Here is a 22,147-nt window from a genome sequence, read left to right as displayed (position 1 = left end):
CAGCGGGGCGCCGCCGCGCCGCCCCCCGTCCGGGGCGGGGCCGAGGGGGAGCGACGGCGGGCCGGGTGCTCGGCCCTACCGCCCGGTCGCCCAGTCGTGGAACGTCTCCGTCAGGTGCGCCCGCAGCGCCGGGTCCTCGGTGAGCCCGAGCGCGGTCCGCGTCGCCCCGCCCGGGTCGGCGCCGGTGCGGTGCAGGCAGTGCGCGCGCACGACCCAGTAGGGCTGGTAGGTCGGCGCGTCGAGCGCGTCGAGCATCGCCAGCGCCGCGGCGGGTGCGCCGTTCTGCATGTGCGCCGCCGCCCGCGCCACCTGGGCGCCGATCGACGGCGCGCAGGTCACGAGCGCGTCGTAGAGCGCGGCGATCGCCGTCCAGTCGGTGGTGCCGGTGACCGCGCGGCGGTTGTGCACCGACTGGATCGCGGCCTGGAGCCGGTAGGGGCCGGGCGCCGTCGCCCGGAGGAGGTGCCGCTCCGCCTCGGCCATCAGCACCGGTGACCAGCGCCGCACGTCCTGCTCGTCGAGGGGGACGAACGCGCCGTCGGCGGTGCGGCGGGCGCCTTCGCGCGCCGCGCCGTGCAGCAGGGCGGCGAGCAGGCCGTGCGCCTCCGGCTCGTCGGGCAGCAGCTCGGTGACCAGCCGGGCCAGCCGCAGCGCCTCGTCGACGAGCCCGGAGCGCTCGTCCCAGCCGGTGCCGTAGGCGGCGTAGATCGCGTCGAGCACGAACTCCAGCCGCTCGGGCAGCTGCTCGGGTCCGGGCACCGCGAACGGGATGCCGGCCTGTTTGATCTTGGCCTTGGCGCGCACCAGGCGCTGGCCCATCGACGCGGGGGAGACGAGGAACGCCGACGCGATGCGGGCGGCGTCGAGGCCCAGGACGGCCTGGAGCATCAGCGGGCTGCGCACGCCGACGGCGATGGCCGGGTGGGCGCAGGTGAACAGGAGCTCCAGGCGCTTGTCCGGGATGGCCGACGGGGCGACCGGCTCGGGCTCCGCCCCGCCGAGGCGCGCCAGGGACGGCAGCGCGCGGGTCGCGACGTCCCGGCGGCGGGCGGCGTCGATCAGGGTGCGGCGGGCCGCGGTGAGCAGCCAGGCCTCGGGGCGGTCCGGGACACCGCTCCGCGGCCAGCTCCGCACGGCGGCGAGGAACGCCTCCGCCAGGGCGTCCTCGGCGGCGGCGAGATCGCGGGTGCCCGCGGCGAGGTGGGCCAGCAGCCTCCCCCACGAGGTGCGGGCGGCCTCCTCGACGGCCTGCGCGGCGTCAGCCGGCACCGGTGCTCGCGTAGTACTCCGGCGTCATCAGCGGCCGCACCTCGACCGCTCCGCGTGCCGCCGCCGGGCAGCGCGCCGCCCACTCCAGCGCGGCGTCGAGATCGGGGACCTCGATCGCGAAGTACCCGCCGAGCTGCTCCTTGGTCTCGGCGAACGGGCCGTCGTGCACCAGCCGCTGCCCGTCGCGCAGGCGGACCGTGGTGGAGGTGGCGGGCGGGTGCAGCCCGCCGGTGCCGGTCAGCACGCCGCTCTCGGCGAGGGCGGCGAGGTAGGCCTCCCAGCCGGCCCAGTACTCGGGCCCGCGCTCGGGGTCCTCGCGCTCCGCGAACTCGTCCGCGGTCTCCATGGCCATGATCAGGTACTGCACGGTCGCCTCCTGTGGTGGGTCCTCCCCGTCCGACGGGCCCGGGCCCGGATCCCGACAGTGTGCGGGGTGTGATCCAGGTCTCACTTCCGAGGTGTCGAAACCGTGGCCCGGAGCCGTCGTCCCGGCATGACCACCACTCAGAAGATCCAGATCGCCATCCGTGCCGACGCCGCGCAGGTGTTCGACGCGCTGACCGACGGCAAGCAGACCCCGGCGTACTACTACGGCTTCGAGGCCGAGTTCGATCTCGCGGCCGGGCGCCCCTACCGCTACGTGGCGGGCGGCGCCGACATGATCACCGGGACCGTGCTCGCCGTCGACCCCGGCCGGAGCCTGCGCACGACGTTCCGCGGGGCGTGGACCCCGGACGTGGCCGCGCTGCCGGAGTCGACCGTCACCTGCACGCTGAGCGACCCGCCGATGCCGACGCCCGGCGTGACCGTCCTGACCCTGGAGCACGAGGGACTGCCCGACGGTGCGGCGGCGGCGGGCATCGAGATCGGGTGGGTGCTCATCCTGAGCGGCCTGAAGACGCTCCTGGAGACCGAGCGCCCGATGGTCGACGCGCCGCACTGACGCGCGTCGGGAGTGGGTCGGGTTGGGGGGCGTCGACGTCCGCCGCGGTCAGGCGCGCCCCGCAGGACGCCCTGCGCCTCGACGCCGACGCCACGACCAGGGTGCGGTTCCTCGGCGGCCGCGCGTCGCTGCCGTGGGCGCTGGCCCGGCGCCGCTTCCGGCTGAAGGGCTCACCCCGCCTGCTGGCCGCCTTCGCCCGGTGCTTCCCGACCTGAGACGTGCCCGGGCACCTCGACGTCCGCGGGGAGCAGCGGGCAGGGCTCCGGGGTGCCGTGGACCGTGCGGACCGGGAGCACGCCGGCCCAGGCCGCGCCCGCGGCGACGTCCTCGTCGTCGTCGACGGGCGGGCCGGTGCGCATCTTGACGCTGGCCTCGGCCAGGTCGAGGGCCACGACCTGGGTGGCGGCGAGCTCCTTGCGGGTGGGCTCGCGCGCGTGGTCCCAGGATCCGGGGGCCAGGTTCTCGGTGATGGCCCGCAGCCCGGCGAGGCGCTCGTCGTCGTCGGTGACCAGCCGCGGCACGCCGTGCACGACGGCGCTGCGGTAGTTCATCGAGAAGTGGAACACCGCGCGGGCGTGCACGATCCCGTCGAGGTGCGTGACGGTGACGCAGATCGACTCGCCCCGCGCGGCCGCCCGCAGCGTGGCCGCGCCGGTGGATCCGTGCAGGTAGAGCGTGTCGTCGAGGCGGCCGTAGCCGGTGGGGAGGACGACCGGCGCCCCGTCGAGCACCACCCCGAGGTGGCAGACCAGGCCCGCGTCGAGCACGGCGTACAGGTCGGCGCGGTCGGTGCGGGCCCGGTTCCCGAGGCGCCGGACCGTGCTGCGGGGGGTGGGCGAGAGCGTCGTCATGGTTCCATCCTGATCGCCCCGGTGGCATCCTGCGAGTGCCATTCTCGTGCTCTTCCGGAAGGCCACTCGTGGAGCTGCCCCCGCTCGTGCTGGACCGCGACGGTGAGCACCCGCTGCCGGTGCAGCTCGCCGACGCCCTGCGCGCCGCCACCGCGGGCGGAGTGCTGCGTCCGGGGGACCGGCTGCCGTCGACCCGCGCCCTCGCCGCCACGCTGGGCGTCAGCCGGACGGTGACGGCGGCGGCGTACGACCAGCTGCTGGCGGAGGGCTGGGTCAGTGCCCGGCGCGGGGCGGGGACGTTCGTGGAGGAGACGCCGCCCGCCTCCCCGGACTGCAGCAAGGCCACCTTCACGCAATCGGATGGCATGAAGGTGGCCTTGCTGCAGGCGGGGGGCGGGGTGGACCTCACGGCCGGGTCGCCGTGTCTCGAGGCCCTCGATCCGGCCGCGTGGCGGCGGGCGTGGCGGGCCGCCGCCGACGCCCCTCCCGACGCCGCCCCCGATCCGGTCGGGCTCCCCGCCTTCCGCGCGGCCGTCGTCGAGCACCTGCTGCGGCACCGCGGGCTGCCCGCCGACCCGGGCTCGGTGCTCGCCACGTCCGGCAGCACGGCCGCGGTCGCCGAGCTGGCCCGCACGTTCCCCCCGGGTGCGCGGGTCGCGATGGAGGAACCGGGCTACCGGCGGGCCGTGTCGGCGCTGCAGGCGGCCGGGTGCGTCGTCGTGCCGGTGCCGGTGGACGCCGCCGGGCTCGTCGTCGACGCCGTGCCGCCCGGGGTGGCCGCGGTCTACTGCACCCCGGCGCACCAGTACCCGCTCGGCGGGCGGCTGACCGCGGCGCGGCGGGTGGCGCTGATCGAGCGGGCGCGCCGGGAGGGCTTCCTGGTCGTCGAGGACGACTACGACGGCGAGCTGCGCTACGACGTGGCCCCGCTGCCGCTGCTGGCCGCGCTCGGGCCCGACGTCGTCGCGCACCTCGGCACCGCGAGCAAGCTGCTCACCCCGACGCTCGGCGTCGGCTGGCTGGTGGCGCCGCCCGCGGTCGTCGACGCGGTCCGGGCCGGTCGCGACACCACCGGGCTGCGCCCCGCCCGGGCCGGGCAGCGCGTGTTCGTCGCGCTCGCCGCCCACGGCGACCTCGCCCGGCACCTGCGGCGGCTGCGCCGCGAGCTCGCCGGACGGCGCGCGGCCGTCGTGGAGGCGCTGGGCGGGAGGGTCACCGGGGAGGAGGCGGGTGCGCACGTCGTCGCCCTGCTCCCGGACGCCGCCGCCGAGCGCGCGGCGATCGCCGGGGCGGCCCGGCACGGCGTCCACCTCGACGGCCTGGCCCGGCACCACGGCCTGACCCCCGGTACGAGCGGGATCGTCCTGGGCTACGCCGGACCGTCGCGGGCCGAGCTGCTGCGGGCGCTGCCGATCGCGGCGGCGGCACTGGCCGCCGGCGCTACGGTCTGACGATGCCCATCACCCTGCACCGCGGCGACATCACCACCGACGCCGCGGCCGACGCGATCGTCAACGCGGCGAACTCGAGCCTGCTCGGCGGGGGAGGGGTCGACGGCGCGATCCACCGCGCGGCCGGTCCCGCGCTCCTGGCCGAGTGCCGGCGGATCGGCGGCTGCGACACCGGGGACGCCGTGATCACCGGCGCGGGCGACCTGCCGGTCCGGCACGTGATCCACACCGTCGGCCCGGTGTGGCACGGCGGCGACGACGGCGAGCCGGAGCTGCTCGCGTCCTGCCACCGTCGCGCGATCGCGCTCGCCGCCGGGCACGGGTGCGCCCGCGTGGCGTTCCCGGCGATCAGCTGCGGGATCTACGGCTACCCCCTCGAGCTCGCCGCCCCGCTCGCGATCGCCACCACGGCGGCGGCGCTCGCCGAGCACCCGTCGGTGGTCGAGGCGCGCTTCTGGCTCTTCGGGGACGACGTGTTCGCGGCGTTCGCGGGGGCACTCGGGTGAGGGAGGACGCCGAGCGGTTCGAGCCCGCGTCCCTGGCCGAGTGGCGCGACTGGCTGGCGCGCCACCACGGCCGCGGGGTCGGGGTGTGGCTCGTGACGCGGCGGGCGGGCACCGGCGGGCCGCGGATCACCTACGAGGAGTCGGTCGAGCAGGCGCTGTGCTTCGGCTGGGTGGACAGCACGGGCAACAAGCTGGACGCCGAGCGCACGATGCTCTGGTTCGCGCCGCGCAAGCCCCGCAGCGGGTGGGCGCGCACCAACAAGATGCGGATCGAGCGACTGATCGCCGAGGGGCTGATGGAGCCGGCCGGTCTCGCCCTGGTCGAGGCGGCGAAGGCGGACGGATCCTGGACGCTGCTCGACGACGTCGAGGACCTGGTCGTGCCCGACGACCTCGCGGCCGCGTTCTCCGAGGTCGGGCGCGCCCACTGGGACGCGTTCCCGCGATCGGCCCGCCGCGGGATCCTGGAGTGGATCGTGCAGGCGAAGCGACCGGGGACCCGCGCGAGGCGGATCGCCGAGACCGCGGAGAAGGCCGAGGTCAACGAGCGGGCGAACCAGTGGCGGCCGAAGGGCTGACCAGCTGCGACGGGCCACCCGCCTCGCCCGCCCCGGCGGCGAGCTCCGCTCCGAGCTCCTCGGTCCGCCTGCCGTTCCCGGCGAACCACGACGCCACCGCGGCCACCATGCACGCGATCACCGCGAACGCGAAGGCGGCCGTCAGCCCGGCGGAGAACGGCCCGGAGATCAGCTCGGGGAAGAAGCTGCGGCCGGTGAGGTAGGCGGCCTGGTCGGGCGGCAGCGTCGGCAGGACGCCGCCGAGCAGCTGCTGGACGGGGTTGTAGCCGAGGAACGCCGCGAACAGCACCCCGACCGGCGGCAGCTCCGCGATCCGGGCGGCGTCGGCCGCGGGCACGGCGTGCTCGGTGAGCCCCTGCGCCATCACCGCGGGCAGGTCCTGGGACAGCCCGATGATCATCAGGCTGAAGAAGAAGCCGATCGAGAGCACCATCGCGGAGTTCTGGAACGTCGCCGTCATGCCCGCGCCCGCGCCGCGGGCCCGCGCGGGGAGGCTGTTCATGACGTCGGCCCGGTTGGGCGAGGTGAACAGGCCCATCCCGATGCCGTTGAGCAGCAGGATCGCCGCGAACGCCGGGTAGCCGAAGTCGATCGGGAGCACGTCGAGCAGCGCGAAGCTGGCCGCCGACAGCACCATGCCGCCGGTGGCGAACCAGCGCGCGCCGTACCGGTCGGACAGCACGCCGGAGACCGGCGCGGCCACGAGGAACCCGACCGTCAGCGGCAGCATGTAGATCCCGGCCCACAGCGGCGTCTGCTCGAAGGAGTAACCGTGGCGCGGCAGCCAGATGCCCTGCAACCAGATGATGAGGACGAACTGCAGCCCGCCCCGGCCGAGCGAGGCCAGCAGGTTCGCGGCGTTGCCGAGGGTGAACGCGCGGTTGGCGAACAGGTCGATCGCGAACAGCGGTTGGGCGACGCGGCGCTCGATCAGCACGAACGCGGCGAGCACGAGGACCCCGCCGACGATGCAGGTCAGGACGAACGGGCTCGCCCAGCCCATGACGTCGTCGCCGTAGGGCTGGATGCCGTAGGTGATGCCGACGAGCAGCGCGATCAGGCCGACGGCGAAGGTGAGGTTGCCCCACCAGTCCATGCGCGCGGGCGTCCGCTGCCCGGTGTCGCGCAGCTTGAGGTAGCCCCAGACGGTGCCGAACACCCCGAACGGCACGGACACCAGGAAGACCAGGTGCCAGTTGACGGGCCCGAGCAGCCCGCCGATCACCAGTCCGAGGAACGACCCCGCGATGGCGGCGACGCCGTTGATGCCCAGGGCGAGTCCGCGCTGCTCGACCGGGAACGCGTCGGTGAGGATCGCGCTGGAGTTGGCCATGATGAACGCCCCGCCGACGCCCTGCACCACGCGCCAGCCGATGAGCCACAGCGCTGCGGCGTCGCCGGACTGCCAGGTGACGGCCAGCAGGATCGACGCGACCGTGAAGACCACGAAGCCGAGGTTGTACATCCGCACGCGCCCGTACATGTCGCCGAGGCGGCCGAAGCCGACCACCAGCACCGCGGTGACGACCAGGAACCCCATGATCATCCACAGCAGGTAGCCGGTGTTGCCGGGCGCGAGCGGGTCGATCCCGATGCCCCGGAAGATGTCGGGCAGGGCGATGAGGACGATCGAGGAGTTGATCGTCGCCATCAACAGACCCAACGTCGTGTTCGACAGGGCGATCCACTTGTAGGGCACGGCAGCTCCCACGGACGGGTGATTGATTGCTATAGCTAAGCACCTGGTCCGGGAACGGGAAAGCGCTGGTCGGCGGTGATCCGCCCCACGTCGGGGACGAATCCGACGTAAGGGTCAGCCCTGGTGGGGGTAGCCGCTCGCGGTCGCGGCGACCGAGGTCTCCTTGATCGTCCGGGGGCTCGTCCAGCGCAGCAGGTTGTAGATCGAACCCGCCTTGTCGTTGGTGCCGCTCGCCCGGCCGCCGCCGAAGGGCTGCTGGCCGACGACCGCGCCGGTCGGCTTGTCGTTGACGTAGAAGTTGCCTGCGGCGAACCTCAGCGACTCGCTCGCCCGGGCGACCGCGGCCCGGTCCCGGGCGATCACCGCACCGGTGAGGCCGTACGGGGAGCCCGCGTCGACCTGCTTCAGGACGGTCTCGAAGTCGCCGTCGTCGTAGACGTGCACCGCGAGCAGCGGGCCGAAGTACTCGGTGCGGAACACCTCGTGCGTCGGGTCCGCCCCGACGACGACCGTGGGGCGCACGAAGTAGCCGACGCTGTCGTCGGCCGTGCCGCCGGCGAGCACGTGGAGCTCGGTGCGGGCCATCTCCTGCGCCGCCGTCACCTTGTCGTAGGCGCGGCGGTCGATCACCGCGCCCAGGAAGTTCGAGAAGTCGGCGACGTCGCCCATCCGCAGCGCGTCGACCTCGGCGGCCAGGTCGTCGCGCAGGCGTGCCCACACGCTGCGCGGCACGAACGCGCGGCTCGCGGCCGAGCACTTCTGGCCCTGGTACTCGAAGGCGCCGCGGACGAGCGCCGTCCGGAGCACGTCGACGTCGGCGCTGGGGTGGGCGAGCACGAAGTCCTTGCCCCCGGTCTCCCCGACGAGCCGCGGGTAGGTGCGGTAGCCGGAGATGTTCGCCCCGACCCGCCCCCACAGGTGCTGGAACGTCGCCGAGCTCCCGGTGAAGTGGATGCCCGCCAGGTGGGCGTCGGCGAGCAGCACCTCGGAGACCTCGCGCCCGTCGCCGGTGAGGAGGTTGACCACCCCGGGCGGCATCCCGGCCTCCTCGAGCAGCCGCATCGTCAGGTGGGCCGCGAGGCTCTGCGTGGGCGAGGGCTTCCAGATCACGGTGTTGCCCATGAGCGCGGGCGCGGTGGGCAGGTTGCCGGCGATCGCGGTGAAGTTGAACGGCGTGATCGCGTAGACGAAGCCCTCCAGCGGGCGGTAGTCCGTGCGGTTCCACACGCCGGGGCTGCTCTGCGGCTGGTTCGCGTGGATCTCGCGGGCGAAGGCGACGTTGAAGCGCCAGAAGTCGGCGAGCTCGCACGCGGAGTCGATCTCGGCCTGGAAGCAGGTCTTGGACTGGCCGAGCATGGTGGCCGCGTTGATGCGGTCGCGCCACGGGCCGGTGAGCAGGTCGGCGGCGCGCAGCAGGACGGCGGCGCGCTCGTCGAAGGGGAGGTCGCGCCAGGCCGGGGCCGCGCGCAGGGCCGCCTCGACCGCCGACTTCGCGTCCTCGCGGGTGGCGTTCGCACCCGTACCGAGCACGTGCGCGTGGGCGTGCGGGGCGACGACGTCGAACGGGGTGCCCCCCGCGACGTGCTGCTCGCCGTCGATCGTGACGGTCAGCTCGTGGTGCCGGTCGCCCAGCTCGGCGAGCGCGGCCTGCAGCGAGGCCCGCTCCGGGGAACCGGGGGCGTAGTCGCGGACCGGCTCGTTGCGCGGCGCCGGGGTGCGGGTGAGGGCGTCCATGGGGGAACGGTAGGAGGCCGGCGCGATCGACGGCTTGTCCGATCGCACAGCATCGGGGGTGCTCCGGTGTCCGATCGGCGCGGACAGCGGGGGGCTCGCCGGGCCGACGGGTTTCGGTCCGGCCGCAGCGGGCATCCGGGCAGGTTGCCCACCCCCGTGAACGGACCCCATGGACCTGATCGACCTGACCTTCGCGCTCGTCGGGATCGGCGCGCTCGCGGCCGGCCTGCTGCCCCGGCTCCTGGCCGGCCGCCCCCTGTCGCTGCCGATCGTGTTCCTCGGGCTGGGGATGGCGGTCTTCGCCGCCGTGCCCGCCCTGCCCGCCCCCGACCCGCTCGCGCACCCCGGGATCGCCGAGCACCTCACCGAGGTCGTGGTCGTCATCGCCCTGATGGGGGCCGGGCTGAAGCTGGACCGGCCGATCGGGTGGCGCTCCTGGTCCTCGACCTGGCGGCTGCTCGCGATCGGGATGCCGCTGATGATCGCCGCCACCGCGCTGCTGGGCTGGTGGGCGCTCGGCCTCGCCCCGGCCGCCGCGCTGCTGTTCGGGTCGGCGCTCGCCCCGACCGACCCGGTGCTGGCCTCCGACGTGCAGGTCGGCGAGCCGGGCGGCGCGGAGCAGGGCGAGGACGAGGTCCGCTTCGCCCTCACCTCGGAGGCCGGCCTCAACGACGCGCTGGCGTTCCCGTTCGTCTACGCGTCGATCGCGATCGCGCTGGCCGGGGCCGACCCGTTCGGCTGGGTCGCCGAGTGGGCGCTCACCGACGTGCTCGTCAAGATCGCGGTCGGCGTCGTCGGGGGAGTGGTGGTGGGGCGGGGCCTGGGGCTGCTGTTCTTCCGCGCCCGGTCGGAGCGGCTGAAGCTGGCCTCGCACGCGGAGGGGTTCATCGCGCTCGCCGCGACGTTCCTCGCCTACGGCCTCACCGAGGTCGCGGGCGGGTACGGGTTCCTGGCCGTGTTCGTCTGCGCCCGCTCCATCCGCGCGAGCGAGCGCGACCACGAGTACCACCAGGTCCTGCACGACTTCGTGGAGCAGATCGAGCGGCTGCTCACCGTGCTGCTGCTGGTGCTGTTCGGCGGCGCGGTGGTCCGCGGCCTGCTCGGCCCGCTGACCTGGCCGATGGTCGCCGTGGGCGTCGCCCTCGTGCTGGTCGTGCGCCCGGTGACGGCCTGGCTGGCCCTGCGCGGCGCGACCGGGTCGGGCGAGGAGCGCACGGCGATCGCGGTGTTCGGGATCCGCGGGATCGGCTCGTTCTACTACCTCGCCTACGCGACGTCGCAGGCGCCGTTCGCGGGGGCCGAGCAGATCTGGGCCGCGGTGGGCTTCGTCGTGGTGCTCTCGGTGACGGTCCACGGCGTCGCCGCCACCCCGATCATGCGCCGCCTCGACCGGGGCAGGAGGGCCGCCGAGATCGCGTGATCCGGCGGGAACGGCGCCGCGGCGCTACGGTCCGGGCGTCCGACGACGGGGGACGCGATGAACCTGGAGAAGGTGGTCTTCGGCTTCTTCGTGCTCCTGGCCGCCACCGTGAACTTCGGCTTCGTGCTGGGGGACCTGACCGACCCGGCGCAGCACAACGTCTACGAGCTGTTCGCGGCGCTCGTGGTGAGCCTGGTCGCGACCGTGCTCAAGTTCGGCGACCGGACCCAGCTGGGGGCGGTGCACCTGGCCACCAGCCTCGTCGCCGACCTGCAGCTCGTCGCCGCGGCGACGGTGTGGGGGTTCCTCGCCAACGCCTCGCCGGACGGGCTGGACGCGTCGGGCACGACGGCGGTCGTGTCGCTGGCGGCCGGTGCGCTGCTGGCCAACGCGGTGTCGGTGGTGCTGCTCGTGTCCGAGACCGTGTCCCTCAGCCGGTCCTGACCGGCGGCCGCGATGGGTGAGCCGCGTCCCTCGGCCACGGTCTTCCTGGTCATGCGCCGGATGCGGGCGCCGCTGATCACGCTGATCGTGATCTTCGCGGTCGGGGTGCTCGGGCTGACGCTGGTGCCCGGGCGCGACGAGCTGGGCGCCCCGCACCACATGGGCTTCCTCGACGCCTTCTACTTCATGAGCTACACCGCGTCGACGATCGGGTTCGGCGAGCTCCCCTACCCCTTCACCTACGCCCAGCGGCTCTGGGTCACCGCGACGATCTTCCTGACCGTCATCGGCTGGGCGTACGCGATCGGGTCGCTGCTCGCGCTGCTGCGCGACCGGAGCTTCCGGCAGGCGGTCCGGACGGCGCACTTCTCCCGCAAGGTCGCCCGGCTGCGCGAGCCGTTCCTGCTCATCGCCGGGTACGGCGTCACCGGCGAGCTGCTCGGGCGGGCGTTCGACCGCCTCGGCCGCCGCTTCGTGGTGCTCGACATCGACCGGGGGCGCATCGAGGGCCTCGACCTCGCCCCCTACCGCGCCGACGTGCCCGGGCTCGCGGGGGACGCCCGCGACGCGGACCGGCTCACCGCGGCCGGGCTGGAGCACCCGTGGTGCGCCGGGGTACTCGCGCTCACCAACGACGACGAGGCGAACCTGACCGTCACGATGGCCGCCGCCCTGCCGAGGCCCGACCTGCCGGTGGTGGCGCGCACGGCGTCCCCGCTGGTCGCGGACCGGATGCGGGCGTTCGGGACGCCGACGGTCGTCAACCCGTTCGCCGCGTTCGGCCGCCACCTGCGGATCGCGCTGCGGGCCCCGGCGACCTACCAGCTGATGACGTGGCTGGAGAGCGGCCCGGGGGCCGACCTCCCGCCGCGCGGGACGCCGCCGCGGGACGGGCGCTGGGTCGTCTGCGGGTACGGGCGGTTCGGGCGCGGGCTCACCGACGACCTCGACGCGGCGGGCCTGGAGGTGACCGTGATCGAGCCGGAGCCCGACGGGGACGAGGACCGGCCCGTGATCGTCGGGGACGGGTCCGACCCGCGGGTGCTGGCCGGCGCCGACCTCGGCGACGCGGTGGGCTTCGTCGCCGCCACCGACAACGACGCGGCCAACCTGTCCCTGGTGGCCGCGGCGCGGCGCGCGAACCCGGACCTGTTCGTCGCGGCCCGGCAGAACCGGGACGCGGGGGCGCCGCTGTTCCGGGCGATGGCCGTCGACGCGCTGCTGGTGCCCACCGAGGTCGTGGCGCACGAGGCGTACGCGCAGCTGAGCACGCCGCTGCTGTGGCGGTTCCTGCGCGCGGCCCCCGAGCACGACGACGCGTGGGCCGCCGGTCTCGTCGACCGGCTCACCGCGCTGTGCGGGCCGCGCCTGCAGGCGATCTGGAAGGTCCGCCTCGACGACGCGCAGGCCCCCGCGCTGCGGGGACCGCTGACGACCGGGGTCGCGCTGGGCGACCTGCTGCGCGACCCCGGCGCCCGCGACGAGCGGGTGTGCGCGGTCGTCCTGCTCGTGCTGCGCGGCGACGACGCGGACGTGGCCCCCGGCGACGACGTCGCGCTGCGGGCGGGCGACGAGCTGCTGCTGGTCGGGCACCCGTCGGCGCGCCGGTCGCTGGACCGGACGCTCACCGACGCCGTGGCCGCCGGCTACGTCCTCACCGGGCGGCGGGAGCCGGGGGCGTGGGTGTGGCGCCGGTTCGCCGCGGCCCGGCGGTGACCTCGCGGGCGGCGCGCAGCAGGTGCAGGTGGTGGACGAGGCGGGCGCTCGGGTCGTCCAGGCGCAGCCCCGCCACCGCCGACGCCCGGCGCAGGCGGTAGCGCAGCGTGTTGGGGTGCACGGTGAGGCGGGCCGCCGCGGTGCGGACGTCGCCGAGCGCGTCGAGGTAGGACAGCACGCTCGGCGCGAGGTCGCCGCCGTGCTCGGCGTCGTGGGCGAGGAGGGCGGCCGCGCCGGGATCGTGCAGGTCGGCGAGCCGGGCGAGGGTCTCGTCGAGCAGGATCTCCGCGCGCAGGTCGCCGATCGCGGCCACGTCGGCGCCGGGCGGCATGGCGTCGAGCACGCGGTCGGCGTCGACGCGCGAGTCGGGCACCCCGGCCAGCCCGCCGACGCCCGACCCGATCCCGGCCCGCACCCGCGCACCGGCCCGCCGCCCGGCGATCGCGACGACCTCCGCGCACATCGCGGTGAGCGCCCGCCCGGTCCCCGCGGCAGGCAGCACCGCGTACACCCGGGTCCCGACCGGGGCGGTGAGCGCGCCCCGCCGGAACGTCGCGGCGTGCACCGCCACCACCTCGGTCAGCTCCGCCACCCCCAGCTCCGCCACCCCCGGCTCCGCCTTCCCCGGCTCCGACGACGCGGCGAACGCCACGACCACCGCGGGCTCGTCCGGGTCCAGCCCGAAGGTGGCGGCCACCAGGTCGGCCCCGACCCGGCCGTCGAGCAGCCCGGCGACGACGTCGCGGCTCCAGCGGGCGCCCGGCGACTGCTGCGAGCGCCGCCGGACCAGGTGTCCCGCCGCCACCCGCGCCGCCCCGACCAGCACGCTCTCCGCCCGCTCCGCGAACGGCGTCGCCCCCTCCTGCACCCAGATCGTGCCGAGCTGGCGCTGCCCGGCGTGGATGCCCACGGCGAGCCGGCGCCGGATCCCGAGCTCGGCGTGCTCGTCGACGCGGACGACGTCCTCGCCGGTGCGCAGCCGGTCGAACACGCCCCACCCGCGCAGCGTCGCGAGGTAGTCGGCCGGGCCCTGCCAGCCCAGGATCGACAGCCGCCGCAGCTCGTCGGGGGCGGTCGCGTCGGAGCGGGAGTAGGCGAGCACCCGGCTCGCGGTGTCCTCGATGCTGACCAGCCCGCCGGTGAGCAGCCCGACGGTCTGGGCGAGGGAGTAGAGGTCGCCCGCGTCGCCGTCGGCCGGCGGGGTGCCGTCGTCGAGGACGCCGTGGACCAGCGACTCGACCTGGTCCCAGCGCGCGTCGGTGCGGACGGCGAGCAGGGCGACGCCCGCGTCGGCGGCCGCGGCGACCAGCTCGTCGTCGGAGCCGGGACCGGGCTTGACGGCCACCGCGACGGCCCCGTGCCGGGCCGCCGCCCGCAGCGGCCGCACGGCGTCGTGGCCGCGGGCGCCGATCAGCAGGACGAGGCGCCCGGGATGGTCGGCCGGGTCGTCGTCGGGGTCGAGGATCGCGACGCCGGTGACCGGGGCGTCCAGGCCGGCCGGGGCCACCCGCACGTCGACCAGGGGTGAGCCGAGCGCGGCCAGCACCCGGGCGAGGGTGGGCTCCATGGGCGGATCGTACTGACCGACCCCTGATTCGTTGTCCGCTCGGACGAACCGGCGACGGGGTGACCGCCCTAACGTTCCGGCCCATGCTGAGGTCGCTGATGCTGGCCGCGTCCCGTTCGGGCCCGTTGCGCACGTTCGCCGAGGACACCCCGCTGCTGCGCCCCGTCGTCGACCGGTTCGTCGCCGGCACGACCCTGGACGAGGCGGTGGCGGCGGCCCGCGCGCTCACCGCCGACCGGCTCGTCACCGTCGACCACCTGGGCGAGGACACCACCGACCGCTCCCGCGCCGCCGCGAACACCGACGCCTACCGCACCCTGCTGCGCCGCCTCGGCGACGACGGGCTCGCCCCGCGCGTCGAGGTGTCGGTGAAGCTCTCCGCGCTCGGGCAGGCCCTGCCCGGCGCCGACGGGGAGAAGATCGCGCTCGACCACGCGCGGCAGATCTGCGAGGCCGCGCACGCCGCCGGCACCACGGTGACCGTCGACATGGAGGACCACACCACGACCGACTCGACGCTCCAGATCGTGCGCGACCTGCGCGTCGACCACCCGTGGGTCGGCGCCGTCGTGCAGGCGGCGCTGCGGCGCACCGAGGGCGACTGCCGTGACCTGGCCGGGTCCCGCGTGCGGCTGTGCAAGGGCGCCTACGACGAGCCGGCGTCGGTCGCGTTCCGCGCACGCCGTGACGTCGACCTGTCCTACGTCCGCTGCCTGGAGGTCCTCATGGCCGGTGGCCGGGGGAGCGGGTACGGGCTGCCGATGGTCGCCACGCACGACCCCGTGCTGATCGACATCGCGCGGCACCTCGGCCGCGGCCGGGCCTACGAGATCCAGATGCTGCACGGCGTCCGGCCGCGGGAGCAGCGCGAACTGGCCGCCGCGGGGGAGACCGTGCGCGTCTACCTGCCCTACGGCACCGAGTGGTACGGCTACTTCGTCCGGCGACTGGCCGAGCGCCCGGCCAACCTGGCCTTCTTCGCCCGGTCCCTGCTCACGAGGGGCTGATCCCCGGTCACGCGTTGCCGTAGACCTTCCGAGGGCTCACCAGCACCGCGACCCGGCCCTCGTCGAGCATCGCGCGGTCGTAGGCGTCCCAGTCGTCGTGGGTGCCGCCGCACGCGGCGAACACCGCGCGCAGCAGCAGCCGCAGCTGCTCGGCGTCGACGTCGCCGGGGCCGATCAGCTCGCTGTCGCCGTCGACCGCGGCCCAGCGCCAGCCCGCGCGCCACAGGATCGACGTGGCGGGGCGGGCGCGCAGGGTGCGGAGCTTGACCGGGCCGTAGGTCACGTAGCCGACGACGGGCTCGCCGGTGACCGGGTGGTCGAGCACCCCGGCGTTGACGAGCGACGCGTGCGGGGTGCCGTCGGCGCGCACCACGCTCACGCTCGCGAGCCCGCTGTCCTGGGCGACGATGCGGCGGACGTCGGCGAGATCGGTCATGGACCGACGCTACCCGCGGAGGTCACATCTCGGCACCGGACCCGGCGGACGGCCCGCCGATCCCCGATCCTGGCGGCCCCCTCCTCCCACCCGAAGGACGTCCCCATGGTCGCCATCGCCGCCGCGGTGCTGTTCGGTCTCGCCCTGATCCTCGAGCTCGCCGGCACCAGCCTCTCGGTCGTCACCCCGCAGACGCTCACCACCGCCGGCCTGCTCTGCGTCGCGCTGCACCTGGCCGGGATCGGCACGGCGCGCCCGGCGCGCAGGCGCTCGCGCCGCTGACCGTCAGCGGCGCAGGTGGGCCAGGGCGTCGGCGAGGTCGGTGACGTCGGCGTACTTGGCGTCGAGGTCGCGGAGGTTCTGGTCGTGCAGCTCCGGGGTGCGGTCGGCGCAGGCGTCGCGCACGACCTGGGGGCGGAAGCCGTGGTTCAGGGCGTCGGTGGCGGTGGCGCGGACGCAGCCGGAGGTGGACACGCCGGTGATCACCACCGTGTCGACGCCCGCCGCGTGCAGCGTGGCCGCGAGCGAGGTGCCGAAGAACGCGCTCGCGTACTGCTTGGCGACGACCGGCTCCCCGGCGGCGGGCTCCAGTACGAGCCCGCCCCACCCGCCCTCGGCCCCGTCGGCGAAGGCGGCCAGCGCGGGCACCTTGCGGACGAACAGCCCGCCGTCGGACAGGCCGCGGTCGTAGCGCACCACCGTCCAGACGACGGGCCGCCCGGCGGTGCGGGCGGCGTCCACCAGCTCGGCCGTGGCGGCCACGGCCGGCGCCGCATCGGGCAGCAGGAACGGCCCGCCCGTCTCGGTGTAGGCCCGCACGAGGTCGACGACGACCAGCGCGGGCCGCTCGCCCCACCCGACCCGTCCGGAGAACGCGGTGCCGTGCGGGCCGGTCACGCCGCCCCCTCGTGCGCGGGAACGGCGGCCGGGGCAGCCGTCTCCGCGCACGGGCGGGTCAGCTCCACACCGGCTGCTTCGGCGCGGGCAGGCCGGTCTCGGCCTCGCAGTTGGCCAGGATCTCCGCCATCGGCGGGCCCATGTCGAACACCGGGAGCTCGGCGGGCCGTGACGCCCGCATCTCCTCGCGCAGGGCGGTCGTCGCCGCCTCGTCGCCGACCACCACCCCGTAGCGCCGGGCGCCCTCGGCCGTCACCAGCCCGCGCCGCACCTCCAGCTCCACCAGGGCCGGGTCGCGCTCCAGCGGGTCGCCCCAGCCGCCGCCGCCCCAGGTGACGAAGTGCAGCACGTCGCCGGGGGAGACCGGCACGTCGTGGCACTTGCTCGGCAGCACCTGCCGGGACCCGTCGGGCCGCTCCAGCCACTTCGTGCCCCGGGCCCCGGGCGCGCCGCCGTTGACGCCCCACGGGTAGGTCAGCCAGCGGTCGTCGTGGATGGCGATGGTGCCGGGCTCCTCGAACACGTACGCGACGTCGACGCCGTTGCCGCCGCGGTGCAGGCCCGCCCCGCCGGTGTCGGAGACCGTCTCCCACTTCTCGATCCGCAGCGGGTAGTAGGACTCCAGGTACTCGCACGGGATGTTGACGAAGCTCGGCCACAGCGAGTGGCCGTCCGGCCCGTCACCGAGCGGGCGGCCGGGGATGCCGCCGAAGCCGATGGAGTAGAGCTGGAACCACTCGCCCTTGCGCTCACCCGTGGAGTAGTTGCCGGAGTACATGAAGTGCGGCGACGACGAGAAGCCCGCCGCGTTGAGCAGCGCCGGGTTGGTCTGCCCGAGCAGCCCGCCGAACAGGTCGAACACCCGCCCGATGCCGTGGTTGCGGCCGTTGAGCGACGCCGGGTGCTTCGGCTTCCAGTACGAGCCGTCCGGGATCGTGACGTCGACGAGCGGGTAGAAGCCGTCGTTCCACAGGATCTGCGGGTCCGCCACGGTGATCATGTAGATCCCGAAGAACATGCGGGTGAGGTTCTCGTTGATGTAGTAGTTGATCGGCCCGGCCGCCTGCGGGCTCGACCCGGTGAAGTCCAGGTGCACCTTCTCCCCGGTGCGGGTGAGCGAGAGCTTCAGCTCGTACGGGCCGTTCCCGACGCCGTCGTCGCAGATCCAGTCGGTGAACGACAGCGTCCGGCCCTCCTCGAACACCATCCCGAGCAGCGCCTTCATCGCGTCGTAGTTGCGCTGCAGCAGGGCGTCGAGGGCGGAGAGGTAGGTCGCGGTGCCGAAGCGGTCGCACATCTCGACGACCCGGCGGCTCGCCGTGCGGCAGGCCGCGACGAGACCGTTGAGGTCGGCGCGGTTCCAGTCGGGCATCCGGACCTGGTTGAGGATGATCCGCAGCGCGTCCTCGTTGAGCCTCCCCTTCGAGTACAGCTTGAAGGGCGGGATGACCACGCCCTCCTCGTAGATCGTGCGGGCGTCGGTCGGCATCGAGCAGGGCGTCTTGCCGCCGACGTCGGACATGTGCCCGAACATCGACGCCCACCCGACCACGCGCCCGTCCTTGAAGATCGGCACGACGATCAGCCAGTCGTTGGCGTGGCTGATCGCGGCGCCGCAGGCGTACGGGTCGGAGGTCAGCAGGACGTCGCCCTCCTCGACGGTGTCGTCGAAGCCCTCGAGGAAGTCGGGGATGGAGAGCCCGAACTGGCCGACGACCATCTTCCCGCTCGGGTCGCCGATCAGCGGGAACTCGTCGTGCTGCTCGCGGATGCCGGGGGACAGGGCGGTGCGGAACAGCACCTCGTCCATCTCGTAGCGGGCGTTGCGCAGGCCGTTCTCGATGAGGTCCAGGACGACGGGGTCGACCTCGGCCTTCTCGATCGTGCCCGTTGCGGTCTCGACGATGCGTGCCATGACTCAGGCCTCCGGGCGGATGAGGAGCGAACCGGACGGGTGGACGGTGGCCGCGTGGCCGGGCAGGACCAACGTCGTCGAGTCCATCTCGACGACGATCGCGGGCCCGGCGACCACGTCGCCGGCGCGCAGCGCGGTGCGGTCGTAGACGTGTGCGTCGACGGAGCCGCCGGAGACGTGGACCGGGTGGGTGTCGATCGGCGTCGGCGGGCCCTCGGACTCGGGGAGCGTCACCGCCGCGACGGACGGGCGCGGCCCGGACACCGTCGCGCGGGCGTTGACCAGCTCGTGGTCGGTGCCGAGCAGGAAGGAGAACAGGCGCTCGTGCTCGACGTCGAAGTCGGCGGCCAGCGCCGCGAGCGGGTCGCCGTCGAGGGTGGGCACCTCGATCGGGATCTCGAAGCCCTGCCCGTGGTAGCGGACGTCGACCTGGAAGGTGACGGTCGGGTCGTCCACGCCCTGCTGCGCGAGCCGGTCGCCCGCCTCCTGCGCCAGCTCGGTGAGCACGGTCGCCAGCTCGCCGCCGGTGAGGTCGGCGAAGCGGCGCAGCACGGTGCGGGCCGACTCCGCCCGCTTCGACGTCGTCGCGTCGCCGAGCGCGCACAGCACCCCCGGCGACGGCGGGACGATCACCGGCCAGGCACCCGTCAGGACGCCGAGGGCGTTGGCGTGCAGCGGACCGGCCCCGCCGAAGGCGACGAGCGCGAAGTCGCGCGGGTCGAAGCCCTGCTGCACCGACACCAGGCGCAGGCCGCCGAGCATGTTCTCGTTGACGATGTCGACGATCCCCGCGGCCGCGGCCTCCGGGGACTTGAGCCCCATCGCGTCGGCCACCGACGCGACGGCGGTGCGGGCCGCGTCGACGTCGAGGGTGATCTCGCCGCCGGCCAGCGAGGACGGCAGGTAGCCGAGGACGACGTTGGCGTCGGTGACGGTCGGCTCGGTGCCGCCCTTCCCGTACGCCGCCGGTCCCGGGTCGGCGCCGGCCGACTGCGGCCCGACGCGCAGCGCCTTCGTCAGCTCGGGGACGTGCGCGATCGAGCCGCCGCCCGCGCCGACCGTGCGGACGTCGACCGACGAGGCGCGCACCGTGAGGTCGCCGACCTTGGTCTCGCGCCCGATCCGCGGCGTGAGCCCCTGGACCAGCGCGACGTCGGTGGAGGTGCCGCCCATGTCGAAGGTGATGAGGTCGGAGAACCCGCACTGCTCGGCGACCCACACCGCGCCGGTGACGCCGCCGGCCGGGCCGGACAGCAGCATCGTGACCGGGGAGTCGATCGCGGCCTGCGCCGAGGACAGCCCGCCGTCGCTGCGCAGGATGGCCAGCTCGCCGGTCACCCCGCCGTCGCGGAGCTGCGTGGCGAGGGTCTGGACGTACCGCTTGACCTGCGGCTGGACGTACCCGTTGGCCACGGTCGTGACGGTGCGCTCGTACTCGCGCAGCTCGGGCAGGACGTCGCTGGACAGCGACACCGGCACCCCGGGCAGGACCTCCGCGGCGATCTCGGCGATCCGCCGCTCGTGCGCGGGGTCGGCGAAGGAGTTGATCAGGGAGACGGCCAGCGCCTCGATGCCCGAGAGCGTCCCGAGCTGCGCGCGCACGTCGTCCTCGTCGAGGGGGCGGATCACGGCGCCGTCGGAGGCCAGGCGCTCGGAGACCTCCACGGTGTTCTCCAGCGCGGCCAGCGGCTCGGGCTTGGGCCAGATGATCCAGCCGGCCAGCCCGCCGGGCACGTAGGACCGCGCGATCTGCAGGACCTGCCGGAACCCCTTCGTCGTCACCAGCCCGACGGTGGCGCCCTTGCCCTCCAGGATCGCGTTGGTGGCGACGGTCGTGCCGTGCAGCACCTGGTCGACCTCGGCCAGCGAGATCCCGGCCTCCGCGCAGACCTTGCCGATGCCGTTCAGCACGCCGACGGCCTGGTCGGCGGGGGTGGACGCGGTCTTCGCGCGCCAGGTGGCGCCGCTGGCCTCTTCGACCAGCAGCACGTCGGTGAAGGTGCCGCCGACGTCGACCCCGAGTCGATAGCTCATGAATCCTCCTGCTCACGGGCGGTTCGGACCATCACGGCCCGGGCGTTGTGGATGTGTGCGGTCATGACGGCCTGCGCCCAGACGGGATCACCGGCGCGCACCGCGGCGACGATCTCGACGTGGTGGGCGAGGCTGCGACGCAGCGACGCGTCGTCGTAGGCGTGGAAGTTGCGGAGCACGATCGGGGCGTGGACCGCCCCGGCGAGCGCACCTGCCAGCGCCGGGTGCGCGGCCAGCTCCACGAGCCGGCCGTGGAACGCGCGGTTGAGCGGGACGAGGTCGTCCAGTTCGGCGTCGAGCATGCGGTGGGCGAGGTCGTCGAGCGCGTCGACGTCGGCCGGGCCCGCGTTCGGGACGGCCAGCGCGGTGAGCCGGGGCTCGAGGGCGGCGCGCAGGTCGAACACCTCCTCCAGCTCGGCGACCGTCCAGCTGCTGACCCGCGCCCCCCGGTTGGGCACGATCTCGACCAGCCCCTCCGACGCCAGGCGGGCCAGCGCCTCGCGGACGGGGGTGCGGCTGACGCCCAGGCGCTCGGCCAGCTCGACCTCGCCGAGCCGCGCACCGGCCGCGAACTCCCCGCGCAGGATCAGCTCCCGCACGGCGCCGGTGGCGCGTTCCGATGCCCGGGTCACCCGACCTCCTGTCGCGAGATTGTGTGCAAACTAGGACGTGGAGGTTCCCTCGTCCAGGCTTCGGGGTTACTTTGCATACATTCGGCGGAAGGAAGCACGTGGGAGATCTGTTGTCGCGACCGAGTGCGCCCCGCGCGCGGCTCCGTGAGCTGCTCGCCGCGCCCGGCACGCTCGTCGCCCCCGGCGCCTACGACGCGCTGTCGGCGCGGCTCGTCGAGCAGGCCGGGTTCGACGTCGTCTACATGACCGGGTTCGGCACCACGGCCTCGCTGGTGGGGCGGCCCGACGTCGGGCTGCTGACCGGGACCGAGATGGTCGACAACGCGCGGCGGATCGTCGCGGCCGTCGACGTGCCGGTGATCGCCGACGCCGACACCGGCTACGGCAACGCGATCAACGTCGTGCGCACCGTGCAGCTCTACGAGCAGGCCGGGGTCGCCGGCATCCACCTGGAGGACCAGGTGATGCCGAAGAAGTGCGGGCACATGAGCGGCAAGGCCGTGATCGGCGTCGAGGAGATGGCGGGCAAGATCCGCGCGGCCGTCGCGGCCCGGCACGACCCCGACTTCCTGCTCATCGCCCGCACCGACTCCGCCGCCGTCGAGGGGCTGGACGCGGCGATCGCCCGCGCCCGTGCCTACGCCGAGGCGGGGGCCGACGTGCTGTTCGTCGAGGCTCCCGTGAGCGACGCCGACATCGAGCGGGTGGCGACCGAGCTGAAGGGCGTCGCCCCGCTGGTGTTCAACTGGGCCGAGGGCGGGCGCACCCCGCCGATCCCGCTCGACCGGATCCGCGAGCTGGGCTTCTCGCTCGTGCTCTACCCGATCGGCACGCTGCTCGCGGCCACCGCGGGCATCCAGGCGTTCCTGCGGACGCTGCACCGCGACGGCACCCCCGCCGCGACCCTGCCCGACCTGCCGACCTTCGACGGCTTCACCGACCTCATCGGCCTGCCCGAGGTCCGCGACCTGGAACGGCGCTTCGCGCCCTGACCCCCGCCGCCGCCCCCGATCCCGGTGCGGAAGCGCGTCCGGCCTACCCTCGGGCC

General features: G+C 74.8%; 21 protein-coding genes. 10 read left to right on the top strand and 11 right to left on the bottom strand.

From position 1 onward, the window contains the following. Window positions 1-75: 75 nt before the first annotated feature. Both H6H00_RS31655 and H6H00_RS31650 read right to left on the bottom strand, forming a co-directional pair. Window positions 76-1,269 carry an RNA polymerase sigma factor gene (locus tag H6H00_RS31655; RefSeq protein WP_185719323.1) on the bottom strand — a complete coding sequence of 398 codons (1,194 nt, stop codon included), beginning with the start codon at window positions 1,267-1,269 and terminating at the stop codon, window positions 76-78. Continuing rightward, window positions 1,259-1,636, bottom strand: a complete 378-nt coding sequence (locus H6H00_RS31650; RefSeq protein WP_185719321.1) for a YciI family protein — start codon at window positions 1,634-1,636, stop codon at window positions 1,259-1,261. Before H6H00_RS31650 ends, H6H00_RS31655 begins: the two co-directional genes overlap by 11 nt. Before the next feature lie 126 nt (window positions 1,637-1,762). Between H6H00_RS31650 and H6H00_RS31645 the strand changes: the two genes are divergently transcribed. Next, window positions 1,763-2,212, top strand: coding sequence for an SRPBCC domain-containing protein (locus H6H00_RS31645; RefSeq protein WP_185719320.1), 450 nt, complete (start codon window positions 1,763-1,765; stop codon window positions 2,210-2,212). A gap of 170 nt (window positions 2,213-2,382) precedes the next feature. Here the strand turns inward: H6H00_RS31645 and H6H00_RS31640 are convergent, their stop codons facing one another. Beyond that, complete coding sequence (locus H6H00_RS31640) at window positions 2,383-3,063, bottom strand: pyridoxamine 5'-phosphate oxidase family protein (protein ID WP_185719318.1); 681 nt, start codon at window positions 3,061-3,063, stop codon at window positions 2,383-2,385. 68 nt (window positions 3,064-3,131) lie between these two features. Here H6H00_RS31640 and pdxR point away from each other — a divergent pair, with 68 nt between their 5' ends. Genes pdxR through H6H00_RS31625 form a run of 3 tightly spaced genes read left to right on the top strand, consistent with a single transcriptional unit; the run spans window position 3,132 to window position 5,598 of the window. Beyond that, window positions 3,132-4,514, top strand: coding sequence for a MocR-like pyridoxine biosynthesis transcription factor PdxR (gene pdxR, locus H6H00_RS31635; RefSeq protein WP_185719317.1), 1,383 nt, complete (start codon window positions 3,132-3,134; stop codon window positions 4,512-4,514). 2 nt (window positions 4,515-4,516) lie between these two features. Continuing rightward, window positions 4,517-5,020 carry an O-acetyl-ADP-ribose deacetylase gene (locus H6H00_RS31630; protein WP_185719315.1) on the top strand — a complete coding sequence of 168 codons (504 nt, stop codon included), beginning with the start codon at window positions 4,517-4,519 and terminating at the stop codon, window positions 5,018-5,020. Further along, window positions 5,017-5,598 (top strand): YdeI/OmpD-associated family protein, encoded by a 582-nt coding sequence (locus H6H00_RS31625; RefSeq protein ID WP_185719313.1) that lies wholly within the window; start codon window positions 5,017-5,019, stop codon window positions 5,596-5,598. Before H6H00_RS31630 ends, H6H00_RS31625 begins: the two co-directional genes overlap by 4 nt. Here the strand turns inward: H6H00_RS31625 and H6H00_RS31620 are convergent. Then, complete coding sequence (locus H6H00_RS31620) at window positions 5,561-7,297, bottom strand: MFS transporter (protein ID WP_344735304.1); 1,737 nt, start codon at window positions 7,295-7,297, stop codon at window positions 5,561-5,563. The two genes, H6H00_RS31625 and H6H00_RS31620, sit on opposite strands and share 38 nt — an antisense overlap. A gap of 114 nt (window positions 7,298-7,411) precedes the next feature. Further along, window positions 7,412-9,031 (bottom strand): L-glutamate gamma-semialdehyde dehydrogenase, encoded by a 1,620-nt coding sequence (pruA, locus tag H6H00_RS31615; RefSeq protein ID WP_185719311.1) that lies wholly within the window; start codon window positions 9,029-9,031, stop codon window positions 7,412-7,414. Window positions 9,032-9,200: 169 nt separating this feature from the next. Between pruA and H6H00_RS31610 the strand changes: the two genes are divergently transcribed. Genes H6H00_RS31610 through H6H00_RS31600 form a run of 3 tightly spaced genes read left to right on the top strand, consistent with a single transcriptional unit; the run spans window position 9,201 to window position 12,611 of the window. After that, window positions 9,201-10,451, top strand: a complete 1,251-nt coding sequence (locus H6H00_RS31610) for a cation:proton antiporter (protein WP_185719310.1) — start codon at window positions 9,201-9,203, stop codon at window positions 10,449-10,451. Between the two features lie 57 nt (window positions 10,452-10,508). Then, entirely contained in the window at window positions 10,509-10,895 is a 387-nt protein-coding gene (locus tag H6H00_RS31605; protein ID WP_185719308.1) for a DUF6394 family protein, read from the top strand. Window positions 10,896-10,907: 12 nt separating this feature from the next. Continuing rightward, a complete protein-coding gene (locus H6H00_RS31600) occupies window positions 10,908-12,611 on the top strand; it encodes a potassium channel family protein (RefSeq protein ID WP_185719307.1) in 1,704 nt (567 codons plus the stop codon). Here H6H00_RS31600 and H6H00_RS31595 read toward each other — a convergent pair. Then, complete coding sequence (locus tag H6H00_RS31595; RefSeq protein ID WP_185719305.1) at window positions 12,550-14,178, bottom strand: PucR family transcriptional regulator; 1,629 nt, start codon at window positions 14,176-14,178, stop codon at window positions 12,550-12,552. The genes H6H00_RS31600 and H6H00_RS31595 overlap by 62 nt on opposite strands. 83 nt (window positions 14,179-14,261) lie before the next feature. Between H6H00_RS31595 and H6H00_RS31590 the strand changes: the two genes are divergently transcribed. After that, the gene (locus H6H00_RS31590) at window positions 14,262-15,185 is read left to right on the top strand and encodes a proline dehydrogenase family protein (RefSeq protein WP_185719303.1); all 924 of its coding nucleotides are present in this window, start codon (window positions 14,262-14,264) and stop codon (window positions 15,183-15,185) included. 7 nt (window positions 15,186-15,192) lie between these two features. On the opposite strand, the gene H6H00_RS31585 is transcribed toward H6H00_RS31590, so the two are convergent. Beyond that, complete coding sequence (locus H6H00_RS31585; RefSeq protein WP_185719301.1) at window positions 15,193-15,621, bottom strand: pyridoxamine 5'-phosphate oxidase family protein; 429 nt, start codon at window positions 15,619-15,621, stop codon at window positions 15,193-15,195. Window positions 15,622-15,726: 105 nt separating this feature from the next. Between H6H00_RS31585 and H6H00_RS31580 the strand changes: the two genes are divergently transcribed. Beyond that, complete coding sequence (locus H6H00_RS31580; RefSeq protein WP_185719299.1) at window positions 15,727-15,903, top strand: hypothetical protein; 177 nt, start codon at window positions 15,727-15,729, stop codon at window positions 15,901-15,903. A gap of 3 nt (window positions 15,904-15,906) precedes the next feature. On the opposite strand, the gene H6H00_RS31575 is transcribed toward H6H00_RS31580, so the two are convergent. Genes H6H00_RS31575 through H6H00_RS31560 form a run of 4 tightly spaced genes read right to left on the bottom strand, consistent with a single transcriptional unit; the run spans window position 15,907 to window position 21,099 of the window. After that, window positions 15,907-16,518, bottom strand: a complete 612-nt coding sequence (locus tag H6H00_RS31575) for an isochorismatase family protein (protein WP_185719297.1) — start codon at window positions 16,516-16,518, stop codon at window positions 15,907-15,909. 58 nt (window positions 16,519-16,576) lie between these two features. Then, a complete protein-coding gene (locus H6H00_RS31570; protein WP_185719296.1) occupies window positions 16,577-18,433 on the bottom strand; it encodes a hydantoinase B/oxoprolinase family protein in 1,857 nt (618 codons plus the stop codon). Window positions 18,434-18,436: 3 nt separating this feature from the next. Then, window positions 18,437-20,467 (bottom strand): hydantoinase/oxoprolinase family protein, encoded by a 2,031-nt coding sequence (locus tag H6H00_RS31565; RefSeq protein WP_185719294.1) that lies wholly within the window; start codon window positions 20,465-20,467, stop codon window positions 18,437-18,439. Next, window positions 20,464-21,099 carry a GntR family transcriptional regulator gene (locus H6H00_RS31560; protein ID WP_185719292.1) on the bottom strand — a complete coding sequence of 212 codons (636 nt, stop codon included), beginning with the start codon at window positions 21,097-21,099 and terminating at the stop codon, window positions 20,464-20,466. Before H6H00_RS31560 ends, H6H00_RS31565 begins: the two co-directional genes overlap by 4 nt. A gap of 110 nt (window positions 21,100-21,209) precedes the next feature. On the opposite strand from H6H00_RS31560, the gene H6H00_RS31555 reads away from it, so the two are divergent. Next, window positions 21,210-22,091, top strand: a complete 882-nt coding sequence (locus H6H00_RS31555) for an isocitrate lyase/PEP mutase family protein (protein ID WP_255425487.1) — start codon at window positions 21,210-21,212, stop codon at window positions 22,089-22,091. Window positions 22,092-22,147 lie beyond the last annotated feature (56 nt).

Source organism: Pseudonocardia petroleophila (assembly GCF_014235185.1).
Taxonomy (GTDB): Bacteria; Actinomycetota; Actinomycetes; order Mycobacteriales; family Pseudonocardiaceae; genus Pseudonocardia; species Pseudonocardia petroleophila.
Note: the sequence above shows the minus strand (reverse complement) of the source record. Positions and strands in the feature narration are given on the sequence as shown.

Excerpts from the sequence above, each read along its gene's own strand:
- H6H00_RS31570 (WP_185719296.1), bottom strand. The coding sequence starts at position 18,433 with ATGGCACGCATCGTCGAGACCGCAACGGGCACGATCGAGAAGGCCGAG.
- H6H00_RS31600 (WP_185719307.1), top strand. The coding sequence starts at position 10,908 with ATGGGTGAGCCGCGTCCCTCGGCCACGGTCTTCCTGGTCATGCGCCGG.
- H6H00_RS31605 (WP_185719308.1), top strand. The coding sequence starts at position 10,509 with ATGAACCTGGAGAAGGTGGTCTTCGGCTTCTTCGTGCTCCTGGCCGCC.
- pruA (WP_185719311.1), bottom strand. The coding sequence starts at position 9,031 with ATGGACGCCCTCACCCGCACCCCGGCGCCGCGCAACGAGCCGGTCCGC.
- H6H00_RS31640 (WP_185719318.1), bottom strand. The coding sequence starts at position 3,063 with ATGACGACGCTCTCGCCCACCCCCCGCAGCACGGTCCGGCGCCTCGGG.
- H6H00_RS31565 (WP_185719294.1), bottom strand. The coding sequence starts at position 20,467 with ATGAGCTATCGACTCGGGGTCGACGTCGGCGGCACCTTCACCGACGTG.
- H6H00_RS31610 (WP_185719310.1), top strand. The coding sequence starts at position 9,201 with ATGGACCTGATCGACCTGACCTTCGCGCTCGTCGGGATCGGCGCGCTC.
- H6H00_RS31630 (WP_185719315.1), top strand. The coding sequence starts at position 4,517 with ATGCCCATCACCCTGCACCGCGGCGACATCACCACCGACGCCGCGGCC.
- H6H00_RS31595 (WP_185719305.1), bottom strand. The coding sequence starts at position 14,178 with ATGGAGCCCACCCTCGCCCGGGTGCTGGCCGCGCTCGGCTCACCCCTG.
- H6H00_RS31590 (WP_185719303.1), top strand. The coding sequence starts at position 14,262 with ATGCTGAGGTCGCTGATGCTGGCCGCGTCCCGTTCGGGCCCGTTGCGC.
- H6H00_RS31585 (WP_185719301.1), bottom strand. The coding sequence starts at position 15,621 with ATGACCGATCTCGCCGACGTCCGCCGCATCGTCGCCCAGGACAGCGGG.
- H6H00_RS31645 (WP_185719320.1), top strand. The coding sequence starts at position 1,763 with ATGACCACCACTCAGAAGATCCAGATCGCCATCCGTGCCGACGCCGCG.
- H6H00_RS31580 (WP_185719299.1), top strand. The coding sequence starts at position 15,727 with ATGGTCGCCATCGCCGCCGCGGTGCTGTTCGGTCTCGCCCTGATCCTC.